Source organism: Sphingomonas sp. BL-S-05 (assembly GCF_055521695.1).
On the sequence record NZ_CM145499.1, the window covers coordinates 1,085,534 to 1,105,522 of the forward strand.

Annotated in this window: 20 protein-coding genes and 1 pseudogene; 11 read left to right on the top strand and 10 right to left on the bottom strand. The window is 65.0% G+C overall.

The window, feature by feature from the left end; all coding sequences use genetic code 11:
* Positions 1-4: 4 nt before the first annotated feature.
* Together dnaG and ACZ1JS_RS04860 are read right to left on the bottom strand one after the other, a co-directional pair.
* Complete coding sequence (gene dnaG, locus ACZ1JS_RS04855; RefSeq protein ID WP_465167953.1) at positions 5-1,810, bottom strand: DNA primase; 1,806 nt, start codon at positions 1,808-1,810, stop codon at positions 5-7.
* A gap of 38 nt (positions 1,811-1,848) precedes the next feature.
* On the bottom strand, positions 1,849-2,301 hold the full coding sequence (locus tag ACZ1JS_RS04860; RefSeq protein ID WP_465167954.1) for a GatB/YqeY domain-containing protein: 453 nt from the start codon (positions 2,299-2,301) through the stop codon (positions 1,849-1,851).
* Positions 2,302-2,446: 145 nt separating this feature from the next.
* On the opposite strand from ACZ1JS_RS04860, the gene carA reads away from it, so the two are divergent.
* The 5 genes from carA to ACZ1JS_RS04885 all read left to right on the top strand — a co-directional run bounded on the left by carA (position 2,447) and on the right by ACZ1JS_RS04885 (position 8,487).
* Positions 2,447-3,643 carry a glutamine-hydrolyzing carbamoyl-phosphate synthase small subunit gene (carA, locus tag ACZ1JS_RS04865; protein WP_465167955.1) on the top strand — a complete coding sequence of 399 codons (1,197 nt, stop codon included), beginning with the start codon at positions 2,447-2,449 and terminating at the stop codon, positions 3,641-3,643.
* The gene (locus ACZ1JS_RS04870) at positions 3,644-3,928 is read left to right on the top strand and encodes a hypothetical protein (RefSeq protein ID WP_465167956.1); all 285 of its coding nucleotides are present in this window, start codon (positions 3,644-3,646) and stop codon (positions 3,926-3,928) included.
* The gene (gene carB, locus ACZ1JS_RS04875) at positions 3,928-7,260 is read left to right on the top strand and encodes a carbamoyl-phosphate synthase large subunit (protein WP_465167957.1); all 3,333 of its coding nucleotides are present in this window, start codon (positions 3,928-3,930) and stop codon (positions 7,258-7,260) included. The genes ACZ1JS_RS04870 and carB overlap by 1 nt, the downstream gene beginning before the upstream one ends.
* An 84-nt stretch (positions 7,261-7,344) precedes the next feature.
* Entirely contained in the window at positions 7,345-7,821 is a 477-nt protein-coding gene (gene greA / locus ACZ1JS_RS04880; protein WP_242115654.1) for a transcription elongation factor GreA, read from the top strand.
* A gap of 6 nt (positions 7,822-7,827) precedes the next feature.
* A complete protein-coding gene (locus ACZ1JS_RS04885) occupies positions 7,828-8,487 on the top strand; it encodes a rhomboid family intramembrane serine protease (protein WP_465167958.1) in 660 nt (219 codons plus the stop codon).
* A 136-nt stretch (positions 8,488-8,623) separates the two neighbouring features.
* Here ACZ1JS_RS04885 and ACZ1JS_RS04890 read toward each other — a convergent pair whose 3' ends face one another.
* The 5 genes from ACZ1JS_RS04890 to ACZ1JS_RS04910 all read right to left on the bottom strand — a co-directional run bounded on the left by ACZ1JS_RS04890 (position 8,624) and on the right by ACZ1JS_RS04910 (position 10,574).
* Positions 8,624-8,845: a DUF4170 domain-containing protein gene (locus ACZ1JS_RS04890; RefSeq protein WP_066687371.1), complete on the bottom strand. Its 222-nt coding sequence runs from the start codon at positions 8,843-8,845 to the stop codon at positions 8,624-8,626.
* A gap of 92 nt (positions 8,846-8,937) precedes the next feature.
* The gene (locus tag ACZ1JS_RS04895; protein WP_465167959.1) at positions 8,938-9,384 is read right to left on the bottom strand and encodes a hypothetical protein; all 447 of its coding nucleotides are present in this window, start codon (positions 9,382-9,384) and stop codon (positions 8,938-8,940) included.
* A gap of 4 nt (positions 9,385-9,388) precedes the next feature.
* Positions 9,389-9,700: a hypothetical protein gene (locus ACZ1JS_RS04900; protein WP_465167960.1), complete on the bottom strand. Its 312-nt coding sequence runs from the start codon at positions 9,698-9,700 to the stop codon at positions 9,389-9,391.
* Positions 9,697-10,032 carry a phage holin family protein gene (locus tag ACZ1JS_RS04905; protein ID WP_345876052.1) on the bottom strand — a complete coding sequence of 112 codons (336 nt, stop codon included), beginning with the start codon at positions 10,030-10,032 and terminating at the stop codon, positions 9,697-9,699. Before ACZ1JS_RS04905 ends, ACZ1JS_RS04900 begins: the two co-directional genes overlap by 4 nt.
* Before the next feature lie 8 nt (positions 10,033-10,040).
* Complete coding sequence (locus ACZ1JS_RS04910) at positions 10,041-10,574, bottom strand: hypothetical protein (RefSeq protein ID WP_465167961.1); 534 nt, start codon at positions 10,572-10,574, stop codon at positions 10,041-10,043.
* Positions 10,575-10,718: 144 nt separating this feature from the next.
* On the opposite strand from ACZ1JS_RS04910, the gene eno reads away from it, so the two are divergent.
* Both eno and ACZ1JS_RS04920 read left to right on the top strand, forming a co-directional pair.
* Positions 10,719-11,993, top strand: coding sequence for a phosphopyruvate hydratase (eno, locus tag ACZ1JS_RS04915; protein ID WP_465167962.1), 1,275 nt, complete (start codon positions 10,719-10,721; stop codon positions 11,991-11,993).
* Positions 11,994-12,201: 208 nt separating this feature from the next.
* Positions 12,202-13,446: a hypothetical protein gene (locus ACZ1JS_RS04920; RefSeq protein ID WP_465167963.1), complete on the top strand. Its 1,245-nt coding sequence runs from the start codon at positions 12,202-12,204 to the stop codon at positions 13,444-13,446.
* A gap of 7 nt (positions 13,447-13,453) precedes the next feature.
* Here ACZ1JS_RS04920 and ACZ1JS_RS04925 read toward each other — a convergent pair whose 3' ends face one another.
* Positions 13,454-13,732, bottom strand: a complete 279-nt coding sequence (locus ACZ1JS_RS04925) for a tRNA-binding protein (RefSeq protein ID WP_465168633.1) — start codon at positions 13,730-13,732, stop codon at positions 13,454-13,456.
* Positions 13,733-13,742: 10 nt separating this feature from the next.
* Here ACZ1JS_RS04925 and ACZ1JS_RS04930 point away from each other — a divergent pair.
* Positions 13,743-13,841 (top strand): annotated as a pseudogene (locus ACZ1JS_RS04930) (winged helix-turn-helix transcriptional regulator); the annotation flags it as partial.
* A gap of 156 nt (positions 13,842-13,997) precedes the next feature.
* Here ACZ1JS_RS04930 and ACZ1JS_RS04935 read toward each other — a convergent pair.
* Entirely contained in the window at positions 13,998-16,460 is a 2,463-nt protein-coding gene (locus ACZ1JS_RS04935; protein WP_465167964.1) for a TonB-dependent receptor domain-containing protein, read from the bottom strand.
* A 145-nt stretch (positions 16,461-16,605) separates the two neighbouring features.
* Complete coding sequence (locus ACZ1JS_RS04940; protein ID WP_465167965.1) at positions 16,606-16,974, bottom strand: tRNA-binding protein; 369 nt, start codon at positions 16,972-16,974, stop codon at positions 16,606-16,608.
* A gap of 61 nt (positions 16,975-17,035) precedes the next feature.
* On the opposite strand from ACZ1JS_RS04940, the gene ACZ1JS_RS04945 reads away from it, so the two are divergent.
* The 3 genes from ACZ1JS_RS04945 (at position 17,036) to ACZ1JS_RS04955 (ending at position 19,984) form a co-directional block, all read left to right on the top strand.
* Entirely contained in the window at positions 17,036-17,392 is a 357-nt protein-coding gene (locus tag ACZ1JS_RS04945) for an FtsB family cell division protein (protein WP_465167966.1), read from the top strand.
* Between the two features lie 98 nt (positions 17,393-17,490).
* On the top strand, positions 17,491-18,540 hold the full coding sequence (gene pdhA, locus ACZ1JS_RS04950; RefSeq protein WP_465167967.1) for a pyruvate dehydrogenase (acetyl-transferring) E1 component subunit alpha: 1,050 nt from the start codon (positions 17,491-17,493) through the stop codon (positions 18,538-18,540).
* A gap of 1 nt (position 18,541) precedes the next feature.
* The gene (locus tag ACZ1JS_RS04955) at positions 18,542-19,984 is read left to right on the top strand and encodes a pyruvate dehydrogenase complex E1 component subunit beta (RefSeq protein WP_465167968.1); all 1,443 of its coding nucleotides are present in this window, start codon (positions 18,542-18,544) and stop codon (positions 19,982-19,984) included.
* Positions 19,985-19,989 lie beyond the last annotated feature (5 nt).

Sequence of the window (19,989 nt, forward strand, 5' to 3'; positions counted from 1 at the left end):
GGGATCAAGCCGCCTCGTCCAGTTCCTCCATCCAGCTGCGGATGCGCGCCTGCACGGCGGCATGGTTCGACCGGGCCTGCTGATAGTCGGCGAAGGTCCGCTCGGTCGTATCCTGCCGACAGCGTTCGGCGGCGGCATTCTCAGCGCGGCGGCACGCCTGTTCGTCGACCAGAATCTGGATCACGCGGAGCAGGTCGGTCTCGGCCGTGTCGCGATCGGCCTCACGCAGCCAGAAGCTGAAGGCGAGATCGGTTTCCTTGTTGCGCCGCGCCATGTCGACGAGTTGCCGGTCGCTGGCGATCGTGTCGCTCAACAGGCTTTCGCTCAGGTCGTTGCGATAGATGGCGAGGTCGATCAGGTGGTTGCGCCAGCGTTGCAATTGCTGGTTCTTGATCGGCAGTTGCGCGATCAGTTCGCAATGGCGGGTCAGCACGTCGACATGCTGCATCAGCCCCATCAACACCGCGCGCTGGAAGGCGAAGACCAGGTCGACTTCCTTGACGTCCGCCGCCGCCGCCATGTCGTTGGCGACGATGCGCAGCCGGCGATCTTTGGCGCCGAACAGCGCGAAGAATTGGTCCTTGAAGGTGCGGAAATATTCGCGACGGATGCCTTCATGGGTGATCGTACCGGCAAGACGCGCCAGCTCATGCTCGAACGCCGCACGCTCGTCGGGGCCGGCACCGGGCGGCAAGGTCGCCAGCTCGAGCCGCCACAGGAAGTCGGACAGGGATTCGCGACGGGCGAGCAGGTCCTCGAATGCCTGCGGCCCTTCGGCACGGACCAGATCGTCGGGGTCCATGCCGTCGGGAATGGTGACGATCGATATGCTCTTGCCCGGTTGCAGCAGCGGCAGCGCGCGTTCGGCCGCGCGCCGCGCTGCCTTGATCCCCGCCGCGTCACCGTCGAAACACAGGATCGGGCAGTCGGCCATCCGCCACAGCCGTTCGAGCTGATGTTCGGTCAGCGCGGTGCCGAGCGGGGCGACGACTTCATCGAAGCCGGCCTGCGCCAGCGCGATCACGTCCATATACCCCTCGACCGCGATCACCCGCTTCGCCTTGCGCGCGGCGGCCTGTGCCCGGTCGATATTGTAGAGGGTGCGCCCCTTGTCGAACAGCGGGGTTTCGGGCGAGTTCAGATATTTCGGCTCGCCATCGCCGAGGATGCGCCCGCCGAACGCGATCGTCCGCCCGCGCGCGTCGCGGATCGGGATCATCAACCGACCGCGGAACCGGTCATAGGGTTCCTTGCCCTCGACCGAGATCAGCATCCCCGATTCGACGAGCATCGCGTCGCCGTAGGACGCCAGCGCCGCCTTCAACCGGCCGCGCGCATCGGGGGCATAGCCCATGCCGAAGGCGCGCACCGTCTCGGGCTTGATCCCGCGCTTGGCGAGGGCGTCGCGGGCGATGCCGCCTTCGTCGCCCAGCCGCTCCGCGAACCAGCTTTGCGCGTCGGCCATCAGTTCATGCAGGCCCTTGGCCCGCTCCGCCTGACGCGCCGAGCGGGCGTCCTGCGCGGGCATCTCCATGCCGGCGGCGGCGGCCAGTTCCTTCACCGCGTCGATGAAGGGCAGGCCGCGCTGATCGGTCATCCAGCGGATCGCATCGCCATGCGCCCCGCAGCCGAAGCAGTGGTAGAAGCCCTTGTCGTCATTGACCCAGAAGCTCGGCGTCTTCTCGGTATGGAACGGGCAGCAGGCCTTGTGCTCGTTGCCCGAGCGCTGGAGCTTCACCGATTTGCCGACCAGCGCCGACAGCGTCGTGCGGGTGCGCAACTCGTCGAGGAACTGGGGCGATAGGGTCATGGCTCTTTATGCCCCGAACGGAATGGGTACGGCAACGCTTAACTCAGCGCTGCCTTCACCGCCGCGCTGGCCTTGCTCATGTCGAGTTCGCTGCCGTGGCGGGACTTCAGTTTGGCCATCACCCGGCCCATGTCCTTCATACCGGTGGCGCCCAGATCGGCCTTGATCGCCTCGATCGCCGCGGCGGTCTGCGCTTCGTCCATCTGCTGCGGCAGGAAGCGTTCGATGACCGTCACTTCGCGTGCTTCGCCGGCGGCGAGTTCGGGACGGTTGCCCTTTTCGTACATCTCGATCGATTCGCGGCGCTGCTTGACCATTTTCTGCAGCACCTCGACCACCAGCGCGTCGTCGCTGTCGGGGGCCTTGCCGGTGCGGGCTTCGATATCGCGGTTCTTGATCGACGACTGAATCAGGCGGATTGTGGCCGTGGTCTCCTTGTCGCCGCCCTTCATGGCGGTGACGAGGGCGTCCTTGATGGTGTCGCGAATCATGGCGGTTCCAGTTTCTCTCATTCGGATAAGCGATCACGCATAGCCGCAATCGAACCGCGATCACAGGATTGACGGCGCGGGACGTTGGGACTAGCCGCCACCGCTTAGCGACATCATCAGACAAACCCAGGAGTGCCCGCCCATCATGGCCGACGCCAAGCCATTTGCCATGCCCGAAGGAGCTACCGGGGTCCTTGTCCTTGCCAATGGCGACGTGCTGTGGGGCCGTGGCTTCGGGGCCGAGGGCGCAGCGGTGGGCGAGGTGTGCTTCCATACCGCGGTGACCGGCTATCAGGAGATCATGACCGATCCGTCCTTCGCCGGGCAGATCATCACCTTCACCTTCCCGCACATCGGCAATGTCGGCACCAATGTCGACGATGTCGAGGCGAACGACCCGCACGCGCTGGGCATGATCGTCCGCCAGGACGTGACCGCGCCGTCGAATTTCCGGTCGAACGAGCATCTTGACGCGTGGATGGCCCGTCACAACCGGATCGGGCTGGCCGGGATCGACACGCGGGCGCTGACCCGCCGCATCCGGCAGGGCGGGGCGCCCAACGGGGTGATCGCGCATTCGGCGAGCGGCGAGTTCGACATTCCGGCGCTTCTGGCACAGGCACAGGCATGGCCGGGGCTGGAGGGCATGGACCTCGCCAAGACGGTGTCGTGCGAGACCCATTATGGCTGGGCCGGCGGGGCGTGGCATCTGGGCAAGGGCTATGACGACAGCACCCGACCGGAAGGTGACGAAGGTGCCACGCAAAGCACGTCGCGTCCGCATGTCGTTGCGATCGATTATGGCAGCAAACGCAATATCTTCCGTAACCTTGTTCACGCCGGTGCTGAAGTAACCGTGCTACCGGCCACCGCGACCTATGAAGAGGTGATGGCGGCGAACCCCGACGGCATCTTCCTGTCGAACGGTCCGGGCGATCCCGCCGCGACCGGCGAATATGCGGTGCCGGTGATCCGCAAGCTGCTCGACACCGGCAAGCCGCTGTTCGGCATCTGCCTCGGCCACCAGCTACTGGGTCTCGCGGTCGGTGCGACCACGACGAAGATGCATCAGGGCCATCGCGGCGCGAACCATCCGGTCAAGCGGCTGTCGGACGGCGCGGTCGAGATCACCAGCATGAACCACGGCTTCGCGGTCGAACGCGACAGCCTGCCGGAGGGTGTGGTCGAGACGCATGTGTCGCTGTTCGACGGGTCGAACGCCGGCATCGAAGTTGACGGCGGCCGTGCATTTTCGGTCCAGTATCACCCCGAGGCGTCGCCCGGACCGCAGGACAGCTTCTATCTGTTCGAGCGGTTCGTGGGGATGATGAAGGCTCGCTGATTGTTCGCGCTGGCTTTCCTCTTCGCCGCTCAGGCTGGCGCATCGGTCGGCTCGACCGATGCCGCCGCGGTGACGCAGGCGAAGCTCGATCGAATGACGCAGCGATGCAATGCTCCTCGGAGTTGGTTGAAGCATCTGGGCGGTAACCGGGTTCACGTACGGCCTTCCCGTGGCGGATCTTTCAAGCAGATCGATTGCGTACTTAGCCAATTGAAAAACAGCGGACTCCCGATGGACCTTGGGTTCGTCGGTAACGAGGCCCCAGCAAACGGACTGGATCACTAATGCCAAAACGCACCGACATTTCGTCCATCCTCGTCATCGGCGCGGGGCCGATCGTCATCGGCCAGGCTTGCGAGTTCGATTATTCGGGCGTGCAGGCGATCAAGGCGTTGAAGGAGGAGGGCTATCGCATCGTCCTCGTCAATTCCAACCCCGCGACGATCATGACCGACCCGGAACTGGCCGACGCGACCTATGTCGAGCCGATCACCCCGGCGGTGGTCGCCAAGATCATCGAGAAGGAGCGCCCCGATGCGGTGCTGCCGACGATGGGCGGACAGACCGCGCTGAACACCGCGCTGGCGCTGGCGAATGACGGTACGCTCGAAAAGTTCGGCGTGCTGATGATCGGCGCCGATGCCGAGGCGATCGACAAGGCAGAGGACCGTCAAAAGTTCAAGGTCGCGATGGAGAAGATCGGCCTCGAATCCGCGCGCAGCCATATTGCCCATACCGAAGCGGAGGCGCTGGCCGGGCTGGAGCATGTCGGATTGCCCGCGATCATCCGCCCGTCGTTCACGCTGGGCGGGACCGGCGGCGGCGTCGCGTATAATCGCGACGAGTTTCAGCGCATCGTCCGCGAAGGGCTGGACGCGTCGCCGACTACCGAGGTGCTGATCGAGGAATCGCTGCTCGGATGGAAGGAATATGAGATGGAGGTCGTCCGCGATCGTGCGGACAATGCCATCATCGTCTGTTCGATCGAGAATATCGACCCGATGGGCGTCCATACCGGCGATTCGATCACCGTCGCCCCGGCGCTGACGCTGACCGACAAGGAATATCAGATCATGCGCAATGCGTCGATCGCGGTACTCCGGGAAATCGGCGTCGAAACAGGCGGTTCGAACGTACAGTTCGCGGTCAATCCGAAGGACGGTCGCCTGATCGTCATCGAGATGAACCCGCGCGTGTCGCGGTCGTCGGCGCTGGCGTCGAAGGCAACCGGCTTCCCGATCGCCAAGGTCGCGGCGAAGCTGGCGGTCGGCTATACGCTCGACGAAATCACCAACGACATTACCGGCGCCACGCCGGCGTCGTTCGAACCGACGATCGATTATGTCGTCACCAAGATTCCGCGCTTCGCCTTCGAAAAGTTCAAGGGGTCAGAGGCGGTGCTGTCGACCGCGATGAAGTCGGTCGGCGAAGTCATGGCGATCGGCCGCAACATCCATGAATCGATGCAGAAGGCACTGCGCGGGCTGGAAACCGGGCTGTCGGGCTTCAACACCGTCGAACGCCTTGCCGGTGCGCCGCGCGCGGAGATCGAGGCGGCCTTGGCCGTCGCGACGCCCGACCGGCTGCTGGTTGCGGCACAGGCGCTGCGCGAAGGCTTCACCGTCGCCGAAGTCCATGCCATCGCAAAGTACGATCCGTGGTTCCTCGAACGCATGGCGGAAATCGTCGCGGCGGAAACCGAAGTTTGCACCAACGGCTTGCCGCAGGATGCCGCGGGCATGCGCAAGCTGAAGGCGATGGGCTTTTCGGACAAGCGGCTGGCGTGGCTGGCGCTGCAATCGGCCAATCTGCGCGGCATGGAACGCGGCATCGCGCGCGGGTCGGGCCTGATCCACGAAGTCGTCAAGATGATGACCGGCGGCGTGACCGAGGACGAGGTGCGTCAACATCGGCACAAGCTGGGCGTGCGGCCGGTGTTCAAGCGTATCGACACCTGCGCCGCCGAGTTCGAGGCGAAGACGCCGTATATGTATTCGACCTACGAAGCGCCGACCTTTGGCGAGCCGGAGGATGAAAGCCAGCCGTCGGACCGCAAGAAGATCGTCATCCTCGGCGGCGGTCCGAACCGGATCGGGCAGGGGATCGAGTTCGACTATTGCTGCTGCCACGCCTGCTTCGCGCTGAGCGATGCCGGCTATGAAACCATCATGGTCAATTGCAACCCGGAGACGGTGTCGACCGATTACGACACGTCGGACCGGCTGTATTTCGAACCGCTGACCGCCGAGGACGTGCTGGAAATCCTGCATGTCGAAGCGTCCAAGGGCGAACTGGTCGGTGTGATCGTGCAGTTTGGCGGGCAGACGCCGCTGAACCTCGCCCGCGCGCTGGAAGCCGCCGGTATCCCGATCCTCGGCACCACACCCGATTCGATCGATCTGGCCGAAGATCGCGAGCGGTTCGCCGATCTGGTCAACTCGCTGGGTCTGTTGCAGCCGGCCAATGGCCTGGCGCGCAGCCGCGACGAGGCGGCGGTGATCGCCGAGCGGATCGGCTATCCGGTGCTGATGCGGCCGAGCTATGTGCTGGGCGGGCGGGCGATGGAGATCGTCGATTCGCTCGGGCAGCTCGACGACTATATCCAGACCGCCGTGCAGGTGTCGGGGGACTCGCCCGTGCTGATCGACCAGTATCTGCGCGATGCGATCGAGGTCGATGTCGATGCGATCGCCGATGGCGACGATGTCGTCGTCGCGGGCGTGTTGCAGCATATCGAGGAAGCGGGCGTCCATTCGGGCGACAGCGCCTGTTCGATGCCACCCTATTCGCTGACCGCCGAGGTCATTGCCGAGATCGAGCGGCAGACGGTGGCGCTGGCCAAGGCGCTGAACGTCAAGGGGCTGATGAACATCCAGTTCGCGGTCAAGGACGGCAAGGTCTATCTGATCGAGGTCAATCCGCGCGCCAGCCGCACGGTGCCGTTCGTCGCCAAGGCGATCGGGACGCCGGTCGCCAAGATCGCGGCGCGGGTGATGGCGGGCGAGAAGCTCGCCAATCTGCCGAGCATCGATCGCGACATCGACCATGTCGCGGTCAAGGAAGCGGTATTCCCATGGGGCCGTTTCCCCGGCGTCGATCCGGTATTGTCGCCGGAAATGAAGTCGACCGGCGAAGTGATGGGGATCGATGGCGATTTCGCCACCGCCTTTGCCAAGGCGCAGATGGGCGCCAACATCGTCCTGCCCAAGAGCGGCACGGTGTTCGTGTCGGTCAAGTCGAGCGACAAGCCGGTGATCCTGCCGGGCGTGCAGTTGCTGGTCGAGATGGGCTTCAAGATCGTCGCGACTAGCGGCACCGCCGACTATCTCGTCAACCATGGCGTGCCGGTCGTGCGCGTGAACAAGGTGGCGCAGGGTCGTCCGCATATCGTCGACAAGATTTTCGACGGCGATATCGCGATGATCTTCAACACCACCGAAGGCTGGCAGTCGCTGAAGGACTCCGAATCGATCCGCGCTTCGGCACAGTCGCAGAAGGTGCCCTATTTCACCACGGCGCCCGCCAGCGTCGCGGTGGCGCAGGCCATTCAGGCGCTGGGTGCCCGCTCCCTTGAAGTGCGGCCGCTGCAGTCCTATTATTCGCAATCGCACAACTGATCCCCATCAGCGGAATGTTGCGCGCGGACGGGCAGGGAGGCCCGTCCGTGTGGCGGGGGTAATGACAAAAGGGACGCGCGCGCGATGGCGACGGTCGAAAAGATGCCGATGTTGCAAGAGGGCTATGATCGCCTGACGGCGCACCTCAAGCAACTGAAGGTCGAACGGCCGCAGATCATCGATGCGATCGAGGAAGCGCGCGCTCATGGCGACCTGTCCGAAAACGCCGAATATCATGCGGCGAAGGAGCGGCAGGGCCAGATCGAGGCGTCGATCGCCGATATCGAGGACAAGCTGAGCCGCGCGCAGGTCATCGATCCGAAGGACCTGTCGGGTGACAAGGTCGTGTTCGGTGCGACCGTCACGCTGCTCGACGAGGATGACAAGGCGGTCACCTACCAGATCGTCGGCCAGACCGAGGCGGACGCCAAGTCGGGCCGCATCTCGTACAACTCGCCGATGGGCCGTGCGCTGATCGGTCGCAAGGTCGATGACGATGTCGAGGTGACGGTTCCGTCGGGCGACCGTTATTACCAGATCTCGAAGATCGAGTTCATCTAAACCCCTATGTTCGAACGGCGTCCTTCCCCGTCGATCCTCGCGATCGGCGGGTTGATCGCGTGCGTGAGCGCATGGCTGATCCTGACCGGTGGCGTGTGGAGCGCGGCGATCGCGGCGGGCTTCGTGCCGCTGCGCATGACCAGCAATGTGGCCTCGATCGAGGGATTTGCGCCGTTCGTGCCGCTATGGCTGACGCCGATCACCGCCGCGTTCATTCATGACGGGTGGATGCATCTGGCGTTCAACCTGCTCAGCCTTGCGATCGTCGGTACGCCGACGCAGCGGGCGGTGGGACTGCGCGGGGTGATCGTGCTGTTGGTCGTCGGCGCCTATGCTTCGGTCGCAGCCCAGTGGCTGGCGGGACCGAGCTCGCCCGCGCCGATGATCGGGGCGAGCGGGGCCATCTCGGCGCTGATCGGCGCCTATGCGCTGCTGTTCGGCGGGGGCAAGGCGAAGGCGATCGGACCGGTGCCGGCGCATGTCGTCCATGCGGTGTGGCTGGGGGTGAGCTGGACTTTGCTCAACCTCGCGATCGGCTGGGCGAGTGCGGGGAGCGAGATGCCGATCGCCGGGGCGGCGCATGCTGGCGGGTTTATCGCGGGCATGCTGTTGCTGCGGCCGTTGTTGCGGTGGCGTTGGGGTAGGCGGGTGGCCGAGGCCGACTGAGCCTCGTACCACCTTCCGTTCGCTTCAAGCTTGTCGAGAACTTCAGTCGAGAAGGGGTGCCCTAGACGGACGTTCTCGACGGACGCTTCTCGACTTCACTCGAAGCTGCTCGAACCCAACGGGAGCGGCTGGGGCTTTACGCCGCGGGAAGTTCCGGTTCGAGCAGACGGTGCAGATGCACCACCACATATTTCATCTCGGCATCGTCGACGGTCCGCTGCGCCGCGGCGCGCCATGCCTTTTCGGCGCTGGCATAGTCGCCGAAGATGCCGACGACGTCGATCGCCTTCAGATCGGCGAAGTCGAGCGTGCGCGGATCGGAGACACGGCCGCCGAAGACGAGGTGAAGTTTGCTCATGGTCGTTCCCGCAGTGCAAAAAAAGATACGCCCAGCCCGCATAGCGGACCGGGCGTACCCTTCAACCCAAAATCTGGGATTTGCGCGACCGATCAGTTCTTGACCGCAGCCTTGCCGCTGTCGGCTGCGGCCTGCACCACCGTGCTGAACGCCGAACGCAGCTGTTCCTTGGCGCCGTCCTTGCTCGGCAGCGCGGCCGTCAGCTGTTCCTTGCCGACGTCGCGCGCGGTGGCGGCAGCGGCGGTGGCGGCGGCAGCCAGCTTCTTGCCTAGCGGGGCGAGCGTCTTCGTTTCCTGTGCGGTACGCGGCAGCAGCGCGCCGACAACGGCACCGAGCGCGAGGCCGCCGGCGAGGACCGCGAGCGGATTGGTCTCGATCGTCTCCGACGCGCGCTGCGCCGCGTCATGGGCGGCGTCCGACGCGCGCTTGGCTGCGTCGTGCGCGGCGTCGCTGGTCGCGTGAGCGGCGGTCGACGCCTTTTCCTTCAGCGTATCGATGGTGCCCGTGGATTCGTGCGGGGCGGTCTTCAGTTCGCTCATGATGTCATTCCTTGTTCGGGACGGGCGGGGGCGGGGCGATGGGGGCGGGGGGCGGCGGCGGTGCCTTGCGGAACAGACGGGCGATGCGCTTGCGGGCGAGCAGCGCGACGACGCCGGTGGCGATGCCCGCCGCGACGCCGGGACGCTCCATCACAACCGCGACGCCGTCCTCCGCCTTGTCACGCAGGTCGTCGGCGACGTTCGAGGCGATGGTCGATGGCGACAGGCGGTGCTTGGCTTCGGCAAGGCTGGCCTGCAACCGGGCGCGCTTGAGCAGCGCATCGGCGCGGGCGGCGGCGAGCGTCGGAGGGATCATCGGCCGTCTCCGAGTGGCGCAACGACGCGCTTGAAGCTCGCCAGCGCGATCTTGGCGAGAATGGCCGCGATCCCGAGCGCCACGACGACGACCAGCAACGTCGCCCAGCCTGGCCCCATTACCGGCCGCAGCGACAGGATCGCCCCGACCAGCAACGCGGTCACCGCCGACAAGGCGATGACCACCGCACCGACCGCAAGGCCGGCGGCGATGCCGGCCTGCGACCCGCGCGTGCTGGCGACCGTCTTCCACAGCGTGACTTCGGCACGGGCATAGGCCTTCGCATCCTCGACGACGCGACCGACGACCGTTCCCAGCCCCTCGTCCCCCATGATCGGGCTCAGCCCTTGACCACGGGGGTGTCGGCGTCGGTGCCCGCCTTGACGATGCGCGCCAGCACGAAGCCGAGCGCGGCGGCGGTACCGATCGCGATCGCCGGGCTCTTGCGAACGAAATCGCTGGCGTCGGCGATCAGGTCGTCGACCTCCTTGCCGCGCAGATTGTCCGAGAAGCCCGAGATCGCCTGGGCGGCCGAACGGGCATATTGGCCATATTGCTCGCCGAGCTTTTCATCGACGGTGCCCGCGGCGTCTTCCATCAGCTTCGAGAATTCGTCGAGTGCGCCGGTCGCGCGCAGCTTGCCTTCATCGGCGAGGCCGCGTGCCTTCTCGGTCGCCTTGGCAGTCAGCTTCGATGCTTCGTCCTTGAGCGTCTGCTTGGCGCCACCGGTGGAGGTCGCCTCCGAATCGAACGAGGTCGTGGCGGCCGGGGTGAATTCGACGGTGCCACCCGTGGCGGGGATGATGTCGGCGTTGAAGTCGACGGCGGTGTCGCTGGTGGTCGGCGAGCCGCCGGTCCGATTGAAGTCGGTCATAACGAATCCTTTCTTCGTTTCGGGACGATAACCATGCGGCAATGGTCGGGTTCCGTTGCGCGCACAGGATTTGCGAGGCGCGGGCCGAATGGATACAGGGACCGCGACCACGCCGTTCCGCACGGACATAAAGGGAGTCGTTACGTGACCGCAATCATTCAGGTGCATGGCCGCCAAATCCTCGACAGCCGCGGCAATCCGACCGTCGAGGTCGACGTGCTGCTGGAGGATGGCAGCTTCGGCCGCGCCGCGGTCCCGTCGGGCGCGTCGACCGGCGCGCACGAAGCGGTCGAAAAGCGCGACGGCGACAAGTCGGTCTATCTGGGCAAGGGCGTGCTGGCAGCGGTCGAGGCGGTGAACGGCGACATCGCCGAAGCGGTGCTGGGCATGGACGCCGAGGACCAGAGCGACATCGACAATGCGATGATCCAGCTCGACGGTACCGACAATAAGGGCCGGCTGGGCGCCAACGCGATCCTCGGCGTCAGCCTTGCGGTGGCGAAGGCCGCGGCGGATGCGCGCGGGCTGCCGCTGTACCGCTATGTCGGCGGCGTGTCGGCGCATCTGCTGCCCGTGCCGATGATGAACATCATCAATGGCGGCGAACATGCCGACAACCCGATCGATTTCCAGGAATTCATGGTGATGCCGGTCGGTGCCGACAGCATTGCCGAGGCGGTCCGCTGCGGTTCGGAAATCTTCCACACGCTGAAGAAGGGCCTGTCCGAAAAGGGCCTCGCGACCTCGGTCGGCGACGAAGGCGGGTTCGCGCCGGCGCTGAACAGCACGATCGACGCGCTCGACTTCATCATGCAGAGCATCGAGCGCGCCGGCTACAAGCCCGGCGACGACGTGATGCTGGCGCTCGATTGCGCGGCGACCGAATTCTTCAAGGGCGGCCGGTACGAGATGGTCGGCGAGGGCAAGTCGCTGTCGCCGGTCGAGATGGCCGATTACCTCGCCGATCTCGCGGCGCGCTATCCGATCCTGTCGATCGAGGACGGCATGTCGGAAGACGATTTCGAAGGCTGGAAGGCGCTGACCGACAAGATCGGCGACAAGGTGCAGCTGGTCGGCGACGACCTGTTCGTGACCAATCCGAAGCGACTGGCCTTGGGTCTGGAGCAGGGCCTCGCCAACTCGCTGCTGGTCAAGGTCAACCAGATCGGCACGCTGACCGAAACGCTGGAGGCGGTGAACCTCGCCCAGCGCAACCGCTATACCGCGGTCATGTCGCACCGTTCGGGCGAGACCGAGGACGCGACGATCGCCGACCTCGCGGTCGCCACCAACTGCGGCCAGATCAAGACCGGGTCGCTGGCGCGATCGGACCGGCTTGCCAAGTACAACCAGCTCATCCGGATCGAGGAAGAGCTGGCCGGCGCGGCGCGCTATGCGGGGCGTTCGATCCTGCGTTGATCGGAAATTGGGCCGCCCGAACCGGCATGGCTGGTTCGGGCGCTTCATGGCGGACGACGTCAGCCATATCCGTTACGACTGACTTAATAGTATAATATTTGGCCGCTACCCGTGAACAAACGGGGGTACCATGAGCATAGTATGTGCGCGTCCGGCACTTTTTCTGTGTTTTGCGCTCGTCGCTGGATGCGGAGGCGGGGCTGGGTCGGTGTCCAACCCGTCCGGTAGCGTTACGCCTACCCCGACACCCACGCCGACGCCGACCGCAACGGTCTTCTACGCGGGTGGTACCGGGCCACTGCTAGGCACGATCGCCTTCGATGCCAATGGCAATGGTTTCCCGGAATCGAGCGAAACCTTTGCAGTGACGGACCAGTCCGGTCGGGTCGGGAGCGGCATTACCGGGCTGGCAGCCGGAAACGGGTCCTTGCCGATGGGCGCGGATACCCGGCTGCTGGCCAGCGGCGCGGATAGCGCGACAGGCTTCTTCGTAGGTGACCTGACTGCGCCGAAAGGTGCGACGGTGGTATCCCCGCTGACGACGTTGATCGATAGGGTCGGGGATCAGGCACTGGTGCGTCAGGCACTGGGTTTGTCCACCGGCCGCTTCCCGGTGCGCGGCACGACCGATCTGCTGACGTTCCCGGCCGCGCAGCGTCTAGGCGACGCCGATCCGGCGGTTGCGACGGATGCTGCGGCCATCACTGCCGTTAATTTCCGGCTGCTCGCCCTGTTGCAGGTTGCAAGTCGGCTTCCGGCTTCGCCAGACTACAGTTCCTCTTTGGGCCCAGAAGCATGGGGGTGGATGGCCGACTACATCAGAAACACCCGCAAAGCAGACTTTACGGACCGCTATTTCGTCCAATCGGTCCTCAACGACGCCCGATCGGCTTCCTACTATGGTTCCGATGCGGCGCGTACCGCTGCACAACTGTTCGTGCGGTTTATGCGGATCACACCGACGACGATGACGGACGCGGCGACGCTGTATCGGTACACGCTCGGTTTCCGATTCTTCGCGCAGGTCAATATCAACGCTGCATTCTCCGGTAGTCCAGCGACCGGACTGGATCGTCTCAACACCATCACCGAAGCCGATATGTCGGCAGCGGTCACGAGGCTTGCGGACACGCCGCGCCCCGTCGTCAATGGCCAGCCCTATGCCCTGCCGGATTATATCGAGGTTAACGGCCGCATGGACTTCGCGGCAGAGAGGTTCCTGCGGAATGACGCAGGGCGCGTTCCGCGGACGACCCGGACCGTTCCTAAAACCTTGACCGGCATCAGTTTGGATCCGCGTTTTGCAGGACTTTTCAGCGTGGTTCGGAGTGACAATGGCGGCGTGGCCGTCATTCCGGCGGGCGGATATATCGGCCCTGTCTGGTTCGACTACGCCGCGCGTATCGACGATGTGGCGACGACCTCGCGGGTACACGTCAACATTTTGCGCTGAGCGTGCCCTAGAACAGCCGCCCGCCATCCGGCACCCGCCGATCCGGGGCGAACAGAACCACCGCGCCGGCGTCGTCGGGAAAGCCGAGCGTCAGGACTTCGGACACGAACTTGCCGATCTGCCGGGGCGGGAAGTTGACCACCGCCGCGACCTGTCGCCCGATCAATCCGTCGCAATCATAATGTTCCGTGATCTGCGCGCTCGACCGCTTGCGGCCGAGCACGGGGCCGAAATCGATGACCAGTTTGATCGCGGGCAACGCACTGCGGCGGAAGATCGACGGCATCTCGCAGCGAATGTTGACGATCACGCTGCGCGGGCTCGAGCGCGACGGTATGGTGCGGCGGACCATGTTCCCCACCATCCCGCCGCGGGTCGAGTATGAACTGACGGATATCGGCAGGTCGCTGCTTGCGCCGGTCATGGCGCTGACCATGTGGGCCGATGCGAACCGGACGAATATTCGCGACGCTCGCCTGCGCTATGATGCGGGCGGGGATGGGCGTAGCGAAGGACGCCGGGCCACGCAGATACGCGGCCCGGCGATCGGCTCAGAACAGGATACGTGCCGTCATCGACGTCGTGCGGCCGTTGATCGAGCGCGCGCGGACGATGCCGCTGGCCGGGATCACTGCATCCTCCGCCTCGGTAAAGCCCTGTACGTCGAACAGATTGTTCGCGTTCAGCGACAGTAGCAGGCGGCTGGTCGGGCGATATTGGACGAAGGCGTTGGCGACGGTGTAGCCGGGCAGCTTCAGCTGGTTGCTGTCCTGCGCATAGCTGCTGGTCGTGCCGATGACATTGGCCCCGACCGTGAACCGGTCGATCTCCACCTGCGGCGTCGCCTGAAAGATCAGCCGCGCCTGCCGACGCGGCGTGTTGCCGATGACGCCGGGGTTGAGCGCGTCGCTCACGATCTTCGCATCGGTCCAGGTAGCGCCGCCGGTGATGCCGAACGCGCCGACCCGGTAACCGCCGTCGAATTCGAGGCCGACGGCACGATATTCGCGATCGATGAAGACCTGCCGCGTCGCTTCGTAATTCTGTTCCTCGGTCCGTGCCCAGAAGCCGGTCAGGTTGAGGACCAGCCCGTTGTGGCGATATTTGGCGCCTGCCTCCGCCTGGCGGACGAAGTCGACGGCGGCGGACTTGCTGAGCAGCGAGCCGTCGGTCGTGCTGACCGCCGGACCGAACAACAGCCGGTCGGCATTGGCACGGCCGCCGCGGCTGTAGCGGGCGAAGACCGCGAACGGCTCGGCGATGCGGAAGTTGATGCCCGCCGAATAGGACAGGTAGTTCCAGCCATAGTCGACCGGTGCCGGCTGGCCGAGCGGAATGACCGCCACCCGCCGTTCCGCCGCGGAGATTATGCCGTCGCCATCGATGTCGCGCGCGACGAGGCCGGTGCGTCCGCCGCCGAGGTCCGCGCCGTAGATCGAGCCCGATGCGTCGCCGAAATCGTAGCGGACGCTGGCGCCCAGCGCGACGCGGCCAACCTTGTAGTTCAGCGAGGCGAACGGCGCGTTGACGTCATAGGCGACGCGGTAGCTGCGGCGGCAACAGTCGCCGAAATAGCTGGCGCTGTACGCGTAGAAGCCGTTCTGCGTCACCGGCGTGCCGCCCGCCGACACCACATCGACCAGCGCGGCGCGACCATCGCCGCGTACGTCGAGCAGCGTCGACGTCCACAGCCAGTCGGTTTCGATCGCCTGGCGCGACTTGTAGAAGCCCGCCGTCGTCGTCAGGTCGCCGCCGCCGAGCGTGAACACCCGGCTGGCGCGCACGTCGTTGGTGACGTTGTCGAGGCTGTTCAGCTTCACGTCGAACACTACGATCTGTGCGAGCAAGCCGTTGCCGTTGAGCGCGGCGGGGTCGGTGATCGCCTGTCCGGTCCAAGGGCCGCTAGCGAAGCGCAGCGTCGCCCCGGCGCCGCCGAGCGCGGTCGCGATATCCGACGCGGCGGCCACGTTGGATGGGAAGTTCGACGAGAAACCGCCGCTGATGTCGGCATAGCGGAACCGGTCGGTCACGGTCCATCCGGACAGGTCGATCTGCGTTTCCACGCCGAACGCCTTGACCACCGGATGCTGGCCGTCGCGAAGGTCGCGCGTGACGACATTATTCTGGCCGTCGAGCGTCAGGTTGGTGCTGAAATTGCGCGACAACAGCGCGTCGCGCGTGATCGAGAAGCCGGGCAGGCTGGTATAGCGCGGATCGGCATTGCTGCCGGTGACGCGCACCGGATTGGGCAGATAGCCGACGGCGTGATCGTCGAGATATTTGCCGTAGAAGCGGATATAGCCGCCCGAGAAGGTCTTGGTCAGGTTCGCCTTGAACTGACCGCCGCGATTGCCGTCATAGCCGACCCGGCGCGGCCCTTCGCCCTGACGGTAGAAGCCGCCGACATGATAGCGCAGGCTGCTGTCGATCTTGCCGCCATAGTCGAAATCGACGCGATATTCCTGATAGTCGAGCCCCGCGCCGAATTGCAGCGCGCCCCCTTCCTGTTCGCCGGTCTTGGAAATGAGGTTGACCACGCCGCCCGGCGAATTGGACGAGAAGGTGGAGGCCGAACCGCCGCGGATCGCCTCGACCGATGACAGGTTCAGGTCGGCGCGCAGAAAGATGTCGGCATTGCCGAAGGTGATGTCGCCGAATTCGAGCACGGGCAGGCCGTCCTCCTGCAGTTGCAGGAACTTCGCCCCGCCCGAAGCGATCGGAAGGCCGCGGATCGAGATGTTCGCATTGCCTTCGCCGCCCGAGCTTTCCGAACGGATGCCCGGTACGTTGCGGAAAATCTCCGCGGTCGAGCGCGGCGCGGCCTTCAGTATGTCGGCTTCGCGGAGCGAACTGGTGGAAATGGCGCTGTCGAGTCGGTCGCGACCCCGCGCGACCGCGGTGACGATGATGTCGCCCGCCGGCTTGGCGGCGTCCCTGGTCTGCTCGGCCGGCTTGTCATTACCCGCCGTTGTCGACTGCGCATGCGCCGACGTCCCGGCGATGAGTGGCAGCACGCAGGCTGTGGTATAGAATAGGCGCAATTCCCTGATCCTCCCCGCAAAATGATCGGGCTGCGCCTATTACAATCGGTTTAAGGATGGGTTGACGTGCGCGCGCGCCCGACACGGCTCGCGAAAATGACCGAGGGGTAGATCGGCTCTAGAACAGCCGCCCGCCATCCGGCACCCGCCGATCCGGGGCGAACAGGACCACCGCGCCGGCGTCGTCGGGAAAGCCGAGCGTCAGGACCTCGGACACGAACTTGCCGATCTGCCGGGGCGGGAAGTTGACCACCGCCGCGACCTGTCGCCCGATCAATTCGTCGCAGTCATAATGCTCGGTAATCTGCGCGCTCGACCGCTTGCGGCCGAGCACGGGGCCGAAATCGATGACCAGCTTGATCGCGGGCTTGCGCGCCTCGGGATAGGGTTCGGCGGCGACGATGGTCCCGACGCGGATGTCGACCCGCAGAAAGGCGTCGAAATCGATCGGGTCGGCGAGTGTCGCGGGGTCGTGCAGCAGGTGCATATCGGCTCCTTGGGGCGGCAGGTGGGTTGCGTGGGGGCGGGGTATAAACGACATACGCGCCATGTCGCGTTCTTCGCCCCTTCGTCAGATGCTGAGACGTGCCGGTTGGCCGGCGCTGGTGATCCTCGTCATCGGGTTCTTCGCCTATCACGCGGTACTGGGGCCGAACGGGGTGCTCGCCTATCGCGATTATCAACGCAAGCTGGCGGTGCGGAAGGCGCAATATGCCTGTCTGGAGAAGGTGCGCGCCGATCTGCGCAACCGGGTCGAGCTGCTCGATCCGCGCCATGCCGATCCCGACATGGTCGACGAACTGGTCCGGCGGAAGCTGAACGTCGCCCACCCGGATGAGTTCATCGTGCCGATCGGTGGCGAGGCGGCGGCGCGCAGCCGCTGTGGAATCCGCATCGACGACTGAATCCGGACCGGATCGGGCTGGCTCGGTTGCGCGAGGGGATAATTCGCGCCATAGGCGGCGCTTCCTACCCATCCTTTCAGGAACGAGGCATCCGAACCGTGGCAAAAGCACCGGCGCAAGGCCGCACCAGCGAACCCGTCATTCCCAATCGCGAACGGCCGGGCGAGCCAAAGCGGTACGAGGCGTCGAAAGAGGAATTGCTCTCCTTCTACAAGGAGATGCTGCTGATCCGTCGTTTCGAGGAGAAAGCGGGCCAATTGTACGGCCTCGGCCTGATCGGTGGTTTCTGCCATCTGTATATCGGTCAGGAAGCCGTTGCCGTGGGCCTGCAGTCGGCGCTCGAATCCGGCAAGGATTCGGTCATCACCGGCTATCGCGACCATGGCCATATGCTTGCGTACGGCATCGATCCCAAGGTCATCATGGCCGAATTGACCGGGCGCGAAGCCGGCATCAGCCGCGGCAAGGGCGGATCGATGCACATGTTCTCGACCGAGCATAAATTCTATGGCGGTCACGGCATCGTCGGGGCGCAGGTGTCGCTGGGCGCGGGTCTCGCATTCGGGCACAAGTACAGCAACGACGGCGGCGTCTGCATGGCCTATTTCGGCGACGGCGCCGCGAACCAGGGCCAGGTGTACGAATCGTTCAACATGGCCGAGCTGTGGAAGCTCCCGATCATCTTCGTGATCGAGAACAACCAATATGCCATGGGCACCAGCGTCAATCGCGCTTCGGCCGAGGACCAGCTGTACAAGCGCGGTGAAAGCTTCCGCATTCCGGGCATCCAGGTCGATGGCATGGACGTGCTGGCGTGCCGCGGGGCCGCCGAGGAGGCGCTGGCGTGGGTGCGCGCGGGCAAGGGGCCGATCATCCTCGAGATGAAGACCTATCGCTATCGCGGTCATTCGATGTCCGATCCGGCCAAGTATCGCAGCCGCGACGAAGTGCAGGCGGTCCGCGACAAGTCCGACCCGATCGAGGGGCTGAAGCGCGAGCTGGAAGCCGCCGGCGTCACCGAGGCCGAGCTGAAGACCATCGAGCAGGACATCCGCAAGGTCGTCAACGAAGCCGCCGACTTCGCAGAAAGCGCGCCCGAACCGAACCCGGAAGAACTGTACACCGACGTGCTGGTGGAGACCTACTGAGATGCCGATCGAACTGAAGATGCCGGCGCTGTCGCCCACGATGGAAGAAGGCACGCTGGCCAAGTGGCTCGTCAAGGAAGGCGACACGGTCAAGTCGGGCGACATCATGGCCGAGATCGAGACCGACAAGGCGACGATGGAATTCGAAGCCGTCGATGAAGGCACGATCGCCCAGATCCTCGTCGCCGAGGGCACCGACAATGTGAAGGTCGGCGCGGTCATCGCGGTCCTGGCGGGCGAAGGCGAAGACGTCGACGCCGCCAAGTCGGCACAGCCGACCGAGGCGCGCGCCGGCGATGCCGCCGTCGCGACGCCCAAGGCCGACGAAAAGAACGACAACAAGGCGCCGCCGACCCCCGAAGGTACGTCGCAGCAGCATGCCGAAACCGGCGCGCGCCAGCTGTTCGACGCCGCCGATCAGGAAGGCGAAGCCGATCCCGAGATCCCGGCCGGCACCGAGATGGTCAAGACCACGGTCCGCGACGCGCTGCGCGACGCGATGGCCGAGGAGATGCGCGCCGACGACCGCGTGTTCGTGATGGGCGAGGAAGTCGCCGAATATCAGGGCGCGTACAAGGTCACCCAGGGCCTGCTCGCCGAATTCGGCGACCGTCGCGTCATCGACACCCCGATCACCGAATATGGCTTTGCCGGCATCGGTACCGGTGCGGCGATGGGTGGGTTGCGTCCGGTCATCGAGTTCATGACGTTCAACTTCGCCATGCAGGCGATCGACCACATCATCAATTCGGCGGCCAAGACCAATTACATGTCGGGCGGCCAGATGCGCTGTCCGATCGTGTTCCGCGGGCCCAATGGTGCGGCGAGCCGCGTCGGTGCGCAGCACTCGCAGAATTACGGCCCGTGGTATGCCAGCGTTCCCGGCCTGATCGTGATCGCGCCCTATGATGCGGCGGATGCGAAGGGGTTGCTGAAGGCGGCGATCCGGTCGACCGATCCGGTCGTGTTCCTCGAAAACGAACTGATGTACGGCCGTTCGTTCGACGTGCCCAAGCTCGACGATTTCGTCCTGCCGATCGGCAAGGCGCGGATCATGAAGCCGGGCAAGGACGTGACGATCGTCAGCTATTCGATCGGCGTCGGCCTCGCGCTCGAAGCCGCCGAGAAGCTGGCGGGCGAGGGCATCGATGCCGAAGTGATCGACCTGCGCACGCTGCGCCCGCTCGATACCAAGACGGTGCTGAAGTCGCTGAAGAAGACCAACCGGTTGGTCGTGGTCGAGGAAGGTTGGCCGACCTGCTCGATCGCGTCGGAAATTGCCGCCGTGGTCATGGAACAGGGTTTCGACGACCTCGACGCGCCGGTGCTGCGCGTCACCAACGAGGACGTGCCGCTGCCCTATGCCGCGAACCTCGAAAAGCTGGCGCTTATCACCAGCGACAAGGTTGTCGCAGCGGTGAAGAAAGTCACCTACAAGAACTGATCCTG